The organism is Pseudomonas sp. H2_D02 (genome assembly GCF_054677635.1).
In genome coordinates, this window is record NZ_CP162816.1 from 5,605,515 (window position 1) to 5,617,203 (window position 11,689).

The window sequence follows — 11,689 nt, forward strand, 5'->3', positions numbered from 1 at the left end:
AGCGTTCATGGAGTCGGTACCGGCACCATCGCGAGCAGGCTCGCTCCCCCAGGGATTTGTTGAGCGACATCAAACGTGTTCACAACGCAGTTCCACTGGGGGAGCGAGCTTGCTCGCGATAGGAGCGACTCGGTCTCAAGTCCGATATTCAGCGTTGATCTTGACGTACTCGTGGGACAGGTCGGTCGTCCAGATGGTTTCGCTGCAATCACCCCGGCCCAGCTCGATGCGGATGGTGATCTCTTCCTGCTGCATCACTGCCGCACCCTGGGCTTCGGTGTAGGTCGCGGCGCGGGCGCCCTGGCTGGCGATGCAGACTTCGCCGAGGAACACGTCGATCTTGCTCACGTCCAGGTCCGGCACGCCGGCACGGCCGACAGCGGCGAGGATCCGGCCCCAGTTCGGGTCGGAAGCGAACAACGCGGTCTTGATCAGCGGCGAGTGCGCCACGGTGTAGCCGACGTCCAGGCATTCCTGGTGATTGCCACCGCCGTTGACCTGCACGGTCACGAACTTGGTCGCGCCTTCACCGTCACGGACGATGGCCTGGGCCACTTCCATGCACACTTCGAATACGGCCTGCTTCAGGGCCGCAAACAGCGGGCCGCTGGCTTCGGTGATTTCCGGCAGGTTGGCCTTGCCGGTGGCGATCAGCATGCAGCAGTCGTTGGTAGAGGTGTCGCCGTCGATGGTGATGCGGTTGAACGACTTGTTGGCGCCGTCGAGCATCAGGTCCTGCAGCACTTGGCGCGATACCTTGGCGTCGGTGGCGATGTAGCCAAGCATGGTCGCCATGTTCGGCCGGATCATCCCGGCACCTTTGCTGATGCCCGTGACGGTGATGGTCATGCCGTCATGCTGGAACTGGCGGCTCGCGCCCTTGGGCAAGGTGTCGGTGGTCATGATGCCGGTGGCGGCGGCGGCCCAGTTGTTTTCCGACAGGTCATCAAGGGCGGCTTGCAACGCGCCTTCGATCTTCTCGACCGGCAGCGGCTCGCCGATCACACCGGTGGAGTAAGGCAGCACCTGGTTGGCATCGACGCCCATCAGTTCGGCCAGCTTGGCGCAGGTACGCTCGGCGGCGGCCAGGCCTGGCGCGCCGGTGCTCGGCGTTGGCGTTACCGGTGTTGGTCAGCAGGTAACGCACCGGCCCCTGCACGCGTTGCTTGGCCAGGATCACCGGCGCGGCGCAAAACGCGTTGAGCGTAAACACGCCCGCCACCGTCGAGCCTTCGGCGCAACGCATGACCACGACATCCTTGCGCCCGGGGCGCTTGATGCCGGCCGAGGCAATACCGAGTTCAAAACCGGCAACCGGGTGCAACGTTGGCAACGGACCAAGACCAACAGCCATGAATGCGCTCCTTAAATAAATGTGTTCGTCATCGCCCTTATCAAGACGACGGATCAAATGGCAAAACGCCGCGACAAGAGACTCTTGTCGCGGCGCGGGTCGCTCAGCGTTGAAACGGGTTTATTGGATCTGCCCGTGGCAATGCTTGTATTTCTTGCCCGAACCGCAGTAGCACAGTTCGTTACGGCCCAGCTTCTGCTCGTTGCGCACCGGCGCGGTGGCCAGGGCGACATCCACATCGACGCCCTCTTCCATCGCCTGAGCCACTTCCAGCCCTGGCGCTTCGGCGTGTTCGAATTGCATGCGCGCGGCCAGCGCCTCGGCTTCCTGACGCAGGCGAGCTTCTTCCTCGGCCGGGTCTTCGCGGCGCACCTGGACGTGGGACAGGACACGGATCGAGTCGCGCTTGATCGAATCCAGCAGCTCGGAGAACAGCGTGAAGGACTCGCGCTTGTACTCCTGCTTCGGGTTCTTCTGGGCGTAGCCGCGCAGGTGGATGCCGTGGCGCAGGTGATCCATGGTCGACAGATGGTCTTTCCACAGGTCGTCCAGCACACGCAATACGATCTGCTTCTCGAAGGAGCGCAGCGCTTCGGCACCGGCCTGGTCTTCTTTCTCGTTGTACGCGGCGATCAGCTCGGCCAGCAGTTTTTCCCGCAGGGTTTCTTCGTACAGGTGATCGTCTTCGTCGAGCCACTGCTGGATCGGCAAGGACACGCCGAAATCGCTGCGCAGGGAAGCTTCCAGGCCCGCGATATCCCATTGTTCCGGCAACGACTGCGGCGGAATGTGGGCGCTGACGGTGGCGTCGAGCACTTCGCGGCGGAAATCGGCGATGGTTTCACCAATGTCGTCGGCAGCCAACAGGCTGTTGCGCATGTGATAGATCACTTTACGCTGCTCGTTGTTGACGTCGTCGAACTCCAGCAACTGCTTGCGGATATCGAAGTTGCGGCCCTCGACCTTGCGCTGGGCCTTTTCGATGGCGTTGGTCACCATGCGGTGCTCGATCGCCTCGCCCGGCTGCATGCCCAGGGCCTTCATGAAGTTCTTCACCCGGTCAGAGGCGAAGATGCGCATCAGGCTGTCTTCCAGCGACAGGTAGAAGCGGCTGGAGCCGGCGTCCCCCTGGCGGCCGGCACGGCCACGCAGCTGGTTGTCGATACGACGGGATTCGTGACGCTCGGAAGCGATCACCTGCAAACCGCCGGATTCCAACACCTGCTGGTGACGTTTCTGCCAGTCGGCCTTGATCTGTGCGATCTGCTCGGGGGTCGGATTTTCCAGGGAGGCGACTTCCACTTCCCAGTTGCCGCCCAGCAGGATGTCGGTACCACGACCGGCCATGTTGGTGGCGATGGTCAGCGCACCCGGACGACCGGCCTGGGCGATGATCTCGGCTTCCTTCTCGTGGAACTTGGCGTTCAGGACCTTGTGCTCGATGCCTTCCTGGGTGAGCAGGTTGGACATGTGCTCGGAGGTCTCGATGGTGGCGGTACCCACCAGGATCGGACGGCCCTGGGCCATGCCTTCCTTGATGTCGTTGATGATCGCCGCGTATTTCTCTTCGGCGGTCAGGAACACCAGGTCGTTGTAGTCTTTGCGCGCCAGCGGCTTGTTCGGCGGAATCACCACCACTTGCAGGCCATAGATCTGGTGGAATTCGAACGCTTCGGTGTCAGCGGTACCGGTCATGCCGGACAGCTTGTTGTACAGGCGGAAGTAGTTCTGGAAGGTGGTCGAGGCCAGGGTCTGGCTCTCGGCCTGGATGTTCAGGCCTTCCTTGGCTTCGATGGCCTGGTGCAGGCCTTCGGACAGGCGGCGGCCCGGCATGGTACGGCCGGTGTGCTCGTCCACCAGCACGACCTGGCCGTCCTGCACGATGTATTCGACGTTGCGATGGAACAGCTTGTGGGCACGCAGGCCGGCATAGACGTGGGTCAGCAAGCCGAGGTTATGGGCCGAGTACAAGCTTTCGCCTTCAGCCAGCAGGCCGACGCGGGTCAGCATCTCTTCGATGAACTGGTGACCGGATTCATTGAGCTCGACCTGGCGGGTCTTCTCGTCGACGGTGTAGTGGCCGGCCTGGGTCACTTCGCCTTCGACTTCCTCGACGTGCAGCTTGAGCTGCGGGATCAACTTGTTGATCTCGATGTACAGCTTGGAGCTGTCCTCGGCCTGACCGGAAATGATCAGCGGGGTACGGGCTTCGTCGATGAGGATGGAGTCGACTTCGTCGATCACGGCAAAGTTGAGTTCACGCTGGAATTTTTCTTCCATGCTGAACGCCATGTTGTCGCGCAGGTAGTCGAAACCGAATTCGTTGTTGGTGCCGTAGGTGATGTCGGAAGCGTAGGCGAAGCGCTTCTCTTCCGGCGGCTGGAACGGCGTGACCACGCCGACCGTCAGGCCGAGGAATTCGTAGAGCGGGCGCATCCAGTTGGCGTCGCGGCGGGCCAGGTAGTCGTTGACCGTCACCACGTGCACGCCCTTGCCGGACAATGCGTTGAGATACACCGCCAGGGTGGCCACGAGGGTCTTGCCCTCACCGGTACGCATCTCGGCGATCTTGCCTTCGTGCAGGGTCATGCCGCCGATCAACTGGACGTCGAAGTGGCGCATGCCCATCACCCGCTTGCCGGCTTCGCGGCAGACCGCAAAGGCTTCGGGCAGGATCTGGTCAAGGGTTTCACCCTTGGCGATGCGGTCCTTGAATTCGGCAGTCTTGGCGCGTAACTGATCGTCCGAAAGGGCCACCATTTGCTCTTCGAAGGCATTGACGATCTGTACCGTCTTGAGCATGCGCTTGACTTCACGCTCGTTCTTGCTTCCAAAAAGTTTCTTTAACAAAGGCGCAAACATATCGGCAGGATCTTCCACACTAAAGGGATGGAGGGCGGCCCCGTGAGTCGCCCGTGCAGCCCTCATGGCCGCATGCGAACGAGCATTCTACCCGGAAACGATGGTGAGGAAAGTGGCGTTATTCCACGATGCTGGCACAGCGCTGTGACGGGGCCTCCCTAAAATAAGGGCTTTTGCGCGAACTTCAAGCCACAAGGTGCAGAAGTTACCTTTTGATTGTATGGATAAAAGGACGCAGGACGAGCGGATCGAGGCGCATCCGGCGCTTTCTGCTACCATGGCGCTCCTGTCATTTGCGGTATCAGTTCATGGCCTTCCGCCCTCTTCCAGCCAAGGCACCCGCCGTTCTGCTGCGCGAAGCCAAGCCGCTGAAAGCCATCTTCGGCCACGCCCGGCGCCTGGGTCATCTGCAACGCCTGCTGGACAGCCAGTTACAGCCCGCCGCGCGCGAGCATTGTCATGTGGCGTCCTGGCGCGAAGGCAGCTTGCTGCTGATCGTCACCGACGGCCATTGGGCCACGCGCTTGCGCTACCAGCAAAAACGCTTGCTGCGTCAACTGCAGGCTTTCGAAGAATTCGCCAACCTGACGCGCATCCTGTTCAAGGTCCAGCCGCCGACCGTACAGGCCGGCGCCAAGGGACATACCCTCGACCTGTCGACCGACGCGGCCGCGACCATCCAGGCCACCGCCGAAGGCATCAGCGACCCCAACCTCAAGGCGGCGCTGGAACGATTGGCGGCGCATGCGCGGCCCAAGGGCTGAAATTCTCGTCGCCTGTTAACTGGCTATCGCGAGCAAGCTCGCTCCCACAGTGGATTCGTGGTGGATACAAAATCTGTGTCCGCTAAAGATCTCCTGTGGGAGCGAGCTTGCTCGCGAAGGGGGCGACTCGGTCTTTGACCTACCGCCGCTTGCTACCCCCCAGCAACGATCCCATCAACCCACGCACCAACTGCCGGCCCAATTGATTGGCCGCCTGGCGCATCGCTGATTTCAAGGCCTGGCCCGCCGCGGTGCCGAGGAATTCCCCAGCCTGTTCGGTGAAGCTCGGCTCGTCCGCCGCCGGCTTGCCCGGCGCCGCTTCGGCCTGGGGTTCCAGTCCCTTGCGGCCCATCAACACTTCATAAGCCGACTCGCGATCAATCGGCTTATCGTAGCGCCCTTGCAACGACGAACTGGCGATCAACCCGGCGCGCTCAGCCTCGCTCAGCGGCCCGATGCGCGACTGCGGCGGCGCCACCAACACGCGCTGGACCATTTCCGGCGTGCCTTTTTCCTGCAAGGTGCCAACCAGGGCTTCACCGATGCCCAGCTCCGTCAGCACCGCCAAGGCATCGAATTGCGGGTTCGGTCGGAACCCCTCCGCCACCGCCCGCAAGGATTTCTGCTCCTTGGCCGTAAAGGCCCGCAAACCGTGCTGGATGCGCAACCCCAACTGCGCCAGCACATCGTCCGGCAGGTCGCCTGGCGACTGGGTGACGAAATACACCCCGACGCCCTTGGAGCGGATCAACCGCACCACTTGCTCCAGGCGATCCTGCAATGCCTTTGGCGTACCGGCAAACAACAGATGAGCCTCGTCGAAGAACAGCGCGAGCAAAGGCTTGTCCGCATCGCCGCGCTCGGGAAGTTGCTCGAACAGCTCGGCCAGCAGCCAGAGCAGGAACGTAGCGTAGACCTTCGGCGCCTCATGGACCAGGCGGCTGGCGTCCAGCAAATGGATGCGACCACGACCATCGCTGGCCGGGTGAAGAATGTCTTCGAGCTGCAACGCCGGCTCACCAAACAAGGCGTCGGCGCCCTGCTGCTCCAGCGTCGACAAGCGCCGCATCAGCGCCTGGCTGGAACCGGTGGTCATCAAGGCCGCGTCGTCGCCGAGCAACTCGGGATTGTCCTTGAGGTGATTGAGCAGTGCTTTCAGGTCCTTGAGGTCCAGCAGCAACAGGCCCTCGCGATCGGCCACCTTGAACGCCGCGTACAACGCCGACTGCTGGCTATCGGTGAGCTCCAGCAGGCTGCCGAGCAACAACGGGCCCATTTCGCTCAAGGTCGTGCGCAACGGATGACCGGATTTACCGTGGATGTCCCACAAGGTCACTGGATAAGCCTGGGGCTTGTGGCCGAGCCAGGGCATGCCGGCGATGCGCTCGGCGACCTTGCCCTGGGGAGCACCGGCAGCGCCGAGGCCGCACAGGTCGCCCTTGATGTCCGCCGCGAACACCGCCACGCCGGCATCGCTGAACATTTCGGCCAGGCGTTGCAGGGTAACGGTCTTGCCTGTGCCGGTGGCACCCGCCACCAGACCATGACGGTTCGCCAGGCGCATGGCCTGGGCGACAGGTTGGCCGGCCAGGTCGGCCCCGATAATGAGTTGCGATGAATCAGGCATTTGGTCACCTGTGGGTTTGCGATATGACGCCATTTTGCGCGCTTATATAAAAGCATGCCCAGCGTATTAAGACCCTGGTGCTGGAAATAAAAACCGCATTTGACCGCTCTCATGTGGCGAGGGAGCTTGCTCCCGCTGGACCGGGCTGGCGCTCCAGAGCGAAGCGCTCCCAAGATTTTGGGGCCGCTGCGCAGCCCAGCGGGAGCAAGCTCCCTCGCCACGGGAATCTGCATCACGACTACGCCACCGCAACCCCAACCGAACATCTATTCTTACTAAAGGTCAACACTGGAGAACACAGACCGGAGGGATGTTCATCGTGCATATAGCGGACATAACCATGTTCTACGCCCCCGCCAGTGGAGGCGTGCGCACTTATCTGGATGCCAAGCACCGGCGCCTGGGCAATCGGCCCGGTATCCGCCACAGCCTCTTGATTCCCGGCGCTCACCTGAGTGAGCAGGACGGGATCTACAAGGTTCCGGCCCCTCCGCTGCCCTTTGGCAAGGGCTATCGCTTCCCGCTTCGCCTGGCGCCCTGGCGCAATGTCCTGCGCGATCTGCAGCCGGACCTGATTGAAGTCGGCGACCCTTATCTCACCGCCTGGGCGGCCCTCGATGCCCGTCGCCAGCTTGATGTGCCCGTCATCGGTTTTTATCACTCCGACCTGCCATTGCTGGTGAGCAACCGCATGGGCAACTGGTTCACGCCCAACATCGAAGCCTATGTCAGCAAGCTGTACGGCAACTTCGACCGGGTCTTGGCGCCGAGCCAGGTCATGGCCGACAAGCTGACCGGGCTGGGCGTCAAAAATGTCTACGTGCAGCCCTTGGGCGTGGACCTGCAGACCTTCAATCCCGCCGCTCGCGATCCCGAGCTGCGCGCCGAGCTCGGCATCGCCGAAGATGCCCGCCTGCTGATTTTCGCCGGGCGCGGCTCCAAGGAAAAAAACCTGCCGGTGCTGCTCAAGTGCATGAAGCGCCTGGGCGAGCGCTACCACCTGCTGCTGGTGGGTTCTTCCATGCCTGCCGTGGTACCGGACAACGTCACCGTGATCGATGAGTTCTGCCCCGCGCCACAAGTCGCCCGGCTGATGGCAAGCGCCGACGCCCTCTTGCATGCCGGCGACCAGGAGACGTTCGGCCTGGTGATCCTTGAAGCCATGGCCAGCGGCATCCCGGTGGTGGCGGTCGCCGCGGGCGCGTTCAGCGAGCTCGTCCACGAAGACTGTGGCCTGTTGTGCGCGCCGAACAATCCCCAGGCGATGGCGAACGCCGTGCGGCAACTGTTCGCCGAAGGCTGCCAGCAGCGCGGCACCCGGGCACGCCGGCATGTGGAACGGCATTACGCCTGGGATTCGGTGGTCAACAGCCTGTTGGGCCATTACTACAGCGTGCTTGGCGCAGAGATGCCCATGCTGGCCAATGGCTGAGGCGCAACCGATGACGATGAATCCCTCCCCCAGCGTGTTGCTGGTGCTTCACGACGTCGCGCCGCAGACCTGGCCCGATTACCAGCCGTTCGTCGAGGCCGTCGACGCCCTTGGCCAGGTCCCGATGACCTGGCTGGTGGTGCCGGACTTTCACCACACCAATGCGCTGGACGATCACCCCGGTTTCCGGCGCCTGCTCGACGGCCGGGTCGAGCGCGGTGACGAACTGGTCCTGCACGGTTATTACCATTGCGATGATGGGCCGCCCACCCTTCACCCCAAGGATTGGTTCATGCGCCGGGTCTACACCCACGAAGGCGAATTCTATGATCTGTCCGAGGAGGCCGCCCTCGCCCGCCTGCATGCGGGCACCGAGCTTTTCCAGCGTTACCAATGGCCGCTGGAGGGTTTCGTCGCCCCAGCCTGGTTGATGAGCGAAGGCACTCGCCGGGCTTTGCGCCAGTTGCCCTTGCGTTACACCAGCGATACCCAGCACCTCTATCGCTTGCCGGACTTCACTCCTATCGATGCCCCGGGGCTGGTGTGGAGCGCTCGCAGCCCCTGGCGTCGGGGACTGTCGAAAATCATCTGCGACCAACGGGAACAGCGCTGGCGCCAGGCACCGGTGATCCGCCTGGGCCTGCACCCGGTGGACATGCGCCACGACTTCTCCCGGGATTATTGGCTACGCACTTTGGCACGCCTGCTCGAGGATGGCCGCATGCCCATGACCAAGGCCGGCTGGCTGGCAACCCAGGGCCTGCGGGTCAGTCACGCCGCATGAAGCGCCTGGTCTGGCTGGTCGCCGCCCTGCTCATCGCATTGCTGGTGCCGATGCTGGTGGGCGGCGGGGAGATGTGGGCGCGGGTGCAGCGTTTTCCCTTGTCCCTGCTGCTGGTCATGCTCGGCATGATCGTACTCTGCTGGGGCTTGAATTCAGTGCGCCTGCGCTTGCTGCTGGGGGAACATCGCGAACGCATCGGTGGCCTCAAAAGCATGGGCGTGGTGATGTCCACCGAGTTCGCCATGTGCGCGACGCCCGGCGGCAGCGGTGGACCGTTGACCCTGATGGCCTTGCTGGCGCGCAACGGTGTGCGCCCGGCCCATGGCAGCGCCGTGTTTGCCATGGATCAGTTGAGCGACTTGCTGTTTTTCCTTTGCGCCCTGTTGGGCATCCTGTTCTACGCGCTGTTCCAGAATCTCAGCCAGCGCCTGGAATGGATGCTGGCGCTGAGCGCCGTGTCATTGTTCGGTGGCCTGCTCTGCTGCGGGCTCGTGGCGCGCTACCATCGTCGGCTGATTCTGTTGGGCGCGCGGTTGCTGCGCCACCTGCGCGTAGGCTCCAGCACGCGCCGGCGCTGGGGACGCAAGATCCTGCATTTCCTGGCGGCTTTCACCGACACGCTGAAGCTGCCTCGGCAGACGTTGTTCCAGGTGTTCGGCCTGACCTGCCTGCATTGGGCGCTGCGCTACAGCGTGCTCTATCTGGCGTTGAAAGGGCTGGGGGCGGATTTGCAATGGGCCTGGAGTTTCCTGATCCAGATGCTGTCCCTGAGCGCAGGACAGTTCAGCCTGCTACCGGGCGGCGCCGGAGCGGCGGAGTTGACCTCAGCGGCGTTGCTCGCGCCCATGGTGGGTAAATCCACTGCGGCGGCGGCGATTCTGATCTGGCGGGCGGTGACGTATTACTTCTATCTACTGGCCGGAGGGCCGGTGTTCTTCATGATGGTCGGGCGACCGTTGATCAAGAAGCTGATCAGGCTGCGGCAGGCGTGACCGTTCACCGCTTGGGTTCGGAGTCGTCCTGGGGTTGCGGGTGCAAGTCTTCCCAGAGCTTTGCGGCATCCGGAAACTCGGTGCCATCTTCAGGGCTCAACGCTTCGGGATCGTACCGGCTCAGGCAGCCCTCGCCCACGGTGGGCGGAGCTTTGGCGGTGGCTTTGTCCAAGGGATCGGTCATGACTTAACTTGCTCCTCAAGGCTAATCGTGGCGAGGGAGCTTGCTCCCTCGCCACGGGGTTTGGCGTTGAATCAGAACACGACGGTCTTGTTGCCGTGCACCAACACGCGGTCTTCAAGGTGATAACGCAAGCCGCGCGCCAGCACCATCTTCTCCACATCGCGACCGAATCGCACCATGTCTTCGATGCTGTCGCTGTGGCTGACGCGTACCACGTCCTGCTCGATGATCGGGCCGGCGTCCAGCTCCTCGGTCACGTAGTGGCATGTCGCGCCGATCAGCTTCACGCCGCGCATCGAAGCCTGGTGATACGGCTTCGCACCCACGAACGATGGCAGGAAACTGTGGTGGATGTTGATGACTTTGTGCGCGTATTCGCTGCACAGGGACGGCGGCAGGATTTGCATGTAGCGGGCCAGCACCACCACTTCTGCATCATGCTGCTTGACCAGGCGCGAGACTTCGGCGAACGCCGGTTGCTTGTCCTGCGGATTGACCGGCACGTGGTAGTACGGGATGCCATGCCACTCCACCATGCTGCGCAAGTCGTCATGGTTGGAAATCACGCAGGCGATGTCGCAATCGAGCTCATCGCTGTGCCAGCGGTGCAGCAAGTCAGCCAGGCAGTGAGACTCACGACTGGCCATCAGCACCACGCGTTTCTTCTGTTCGGTATCGGTGATGCGCCAGTCCATCGAGAACTCTTCGGCAATGGGGGCGAACGCCTCGCGAAAGGCTTCGATGCCGAAGGGCAGCGAGTCGGCGCGGATCTCGTGGCGCATGAAGAACCAGCCACTCTGATTGTCCGAATGATGGCTTGCTTCAGTGATCCAACCGTTATGGGACGCCAGAAAGTTACTGACTTTAGCAACGATACCGACGCGGTCCGGGCAAGCGATCACCAGCCGAAAAGTGCGCATTAGGGAAACTCCAGAACTTTCGCAAAGGCGGCCATTCTAGCCACTGTGCGGCAAAACTGCAGTACTGATGACACCAGCGCCCTCTCCGCGGTCAGCCGAGGCTGGGAATGGCCTGGCCTGCGGTGGCATCGCTATATGTGTGAACAGATGTGAGCGCACATCACGTTACTTATTGCACCGACCATTTTGTGACACTGCACTATTTAACTAAATAAACACGGGTTAAATGTTTACTTGATGAAACTGTCTGATTACTATTGCTCCACTGTGTCCTTGTCACCCGCGTCCTACATAAGGTAGTCCCCATGTCCCTGATCAACGAATACCGCGCTACAGAAGAAGCCATCAAAGAACTGCAAGCTCGCCTGAAAAACCTGTCCGAAGACGACAAACTGCAAAAAGAACTGGAATTCGAAGGCAAACTGCGCACTCTGATGGGCGAATACTCCAAGTCCCTGCGCGATATCATTGCCCTCCTGGACCCAGAAGCCAAATCGGCCAAAGCCCCTCGTGGCGCTGCAAAAACTACTGGCACCAAACGCGCTCGCAAAGTTAAGCAGTACAAAAACCCGCACAACGGCGAAGTCATCGAAACCAAAGGTGGCAACCACAAGACTCTGAAAGAGTGGAAAGCCAAGTGGGGCGGTGACGTGGTAGAAGGCTGGGCAACCCTGCTGGGCTAAGCCTCGCCAGCCGGCGCCGCGCTTTACGCGGAGCTGCAAAGCAAAAAACGCCAGCCATTTGCTGGCGTTTTTTTATGCCTTCGTTTA

General features: G+C 61.9%; 9 protein-coding genes and 1 pseudogene. 5 read left to right on the forward strand and 5 right to left on the reverse strand.

Annotation, left to right across the window (positions count from 1 at the left end; translation table 11 throughout):
* Positions 1-135: 135 nt before the first annotated feature.
* Together argJ and secA are read right to left on the reverse strand one after the other, a co-directional pair.
* Positions 136-1,354: pseudogene (argJ, locus tag AB4N42_RS25805) on the reverse strand (bifunctional glutamate N-acetyltransferase/amino-acid acetyltransferase ArgJ).
* Positions 1,355-1,474: 120 nt separating this feature from the next.
* Positions 1,475-4,216 (reverse strand): preprotein translocase subunit SecA, encoded by a 2,742-nt coding sequence (gene secA, locus AB4N42_RS25810; protein WP_030140818.1) that lies wholly within the window; start codon positions 4,214-4,216, stop codon positions 1,475-1,477.
* A gap of 308 nt (positions 4,217-4,524) precedes the next feature.
* Between secA and AB4N42_RS25815 the strand changes: the two genes are divergently transcribed.
* Positions 4,525-4,980 carry a DUF721 domain-containing protein gene (locus tag AB4N42_RS25815; RefSeq protein WP_030140819.1) on the forward strand — a complete coding sequence of 152 codons (456 nt, stop codon included), beginning with the start codon at positions 4,525-4,527 and terminating at the stop codon, positions 4,978-4,980.
* Between the two features lie 139 nt (positions 4,981-5,119).
* On the opposite strand, the gene AB4N42_RS25820 is transcribed toward AB4N42_RS25815, so the two are convergent.
* Complete coding sequence (locus tag AB4N42_RS25820; RefSeq protein WP_030140820.1) at positions 5,120-6,607, reverse strand: helicase HerA-like domain-containing protein; 1,488 nt, start codon at positions 6,605-6,607, stop codon at positions 5,120-5,122.
* A gap of 310 nt (positions 6,608-6,917) precedes the next feature.
* Here AB4N42_RS25820 and AB4N42_RS25825 point away from each other — a divergent pair, with 310 nt between their 5' ends.
* The 3 genes from AB4N42_RS25825 to AB4N42_RS25835 are packed head-to-tail and all read left to right on the forward strand — an operon-like array spanning position 6,918 to position 9,815.
* Positions 6,918-8,039, forward strand: coding sequence for a glycosyltransferase family 4 protein (locus AB4N42_RS25825; RefSeq protein ID WP_030140821.1), 1,122 nt, complete (start codon positions 6,918-6,920; stop codon positions 8,037-8,039).
* A gap of 10 nt (positions 8,040-8,049) precedes the next feature.
* Positions 8,050-8,823 carry a DUF2334 domain-containing protein gene (locus tag AB4N42_RS25830; protein ID WP_431145997.1) on the forward strand — a complete coding sequence of 258 codons (774 nt, stop codon included), beginning with the start codon at positions 8,050-8,052 and terminating at the stop codon, positions 8,821-8,823.
* Entirely contained in the window at positions 8,820-9,815 is a 996-nt protein-coding gene (locus AB4N42_RS25835) for a lysylphosphatidylglycerol synthase transmembrane domain-containing protein (RefSeq protein WP_030140823.1), read from the forward strand. The genes AB4N42_RS25830 and AB4N42_RS25835 overlap by 4 nt, the downstream gene beginning before the upstream one ends.
* A 4-nt stretch (positions 9,816-9,819) precedes the next feature.
* Here the strand turns inward: AB4N42_RS25835 and AB4N42_RS25840 are convergent, their stop codons facing one another.
* Positions 9,820-9,999, reverse strand: a complete 180-nt coding sequence (locus AB4N42_RS25840) for a hypothetical protein (protein ID WP_030140824.1) — start codon at positions 9,997-9,999, stop codon at positions 9,820-9,822.
* 71 nt (positions 10,000-10,070) lie between these two features.
* Positions 10,071-10,919, reverse strand: a complete 849-nt coding sequence (gene purU / locus AB4N42_RS25845; RefSeq protein ID WP_030140825.1) for a formyltetrahydrofolate deformylase — start codon at positions 10,917-10,919, stop codon at positions 10,071-10,073.
* Between the two features lie 305 nt (positions 10,920-11,224).
* Here purU and mvaT point away from each other — a divergent pair, with 305 nt between their 5' ends.
* The gene (mvaT, locus tag AB4N42_RS25850; RefSeq protein WP_030140826.1) at positions 11,225-11,602 is read left to right on the forward strand and encodes a histone-like nucleoid-structuring protein MvaT; all 378 of its coding nucleotides are present in this window, start codon (positions 11,225-11,227) and stop codon (positions 11,600-11,602) included.
* Positions 11,603-11,689: the final 87 nt, after the last annotated feature.

Excerpts from the sequence above, each read along its gene's own strand:
- secA (WP_030140818.1), bottom strand. The coding sequence starts at position 4,216 with ATGTTTGCGCCTTTGTTAAAGAAACTTTTTGGAAGCAAGAACGAGCGT.
- AB4N42_RS25815 (WP_030140819.1), top strand. The coding sequence starts at position 4,525 with ATGGCCTTCCGCCCTCTTCCAGCCAAGGCACCCGCCGTTCTGCTGCGC.
- AB4N42_RS25820 (WP_030140820.1), bottom strand. The coding sequence starts at position 6,607 with ATGCCTGATTCATCGCAACTCATTATCGGGGCCGACCTGGCCGGCCAA.
- AB4N42_RS25825 (WP_030140821.1), top strand. The coding sequence starts at position 6,918 with ATGTTCATCGTGCATATAGCGGACATAACCATGTTCTACGCCCCCGCC.
- AB4N42_RS25830 (WP_431145997.1), top strand. The coding sequence starts at position 8,050 with ATGACGATGAATCCCTCCCCCAGCGTGTTGCTGGTGCTTCACGACGTC.
- AB4N42_RS25835 (WP_030140823.1), top strand. The coding sequence starts at position 8,820 with ATGAAGCGCCTGGTCTGGCTGGTCGCCGCCCTGCTCATCGCATTGCTG.
- AB4N42_RS25840 (WP_030140824.1), bottom strand. The coding sequence starts at position 9,999 with ATGACCGATCCCTTGGACAAAGCCACCGCCAAAGCTCCGCCCACCGTG.
- purU (WP_030140825.1), bottom strand. The coding sequence starts at position 10,919 with ATGCGCACTTTTCGGCTGGTGATCGCTTGCCCGGACCGCGTCGGTATC.
- mvaT (WP_030140826.1), top strand. The coding sequence starts at position 11,225 with ATGTCCCTGATCAACGAATACCGCGCTACAGAAGAAGCCATCAAAGAA.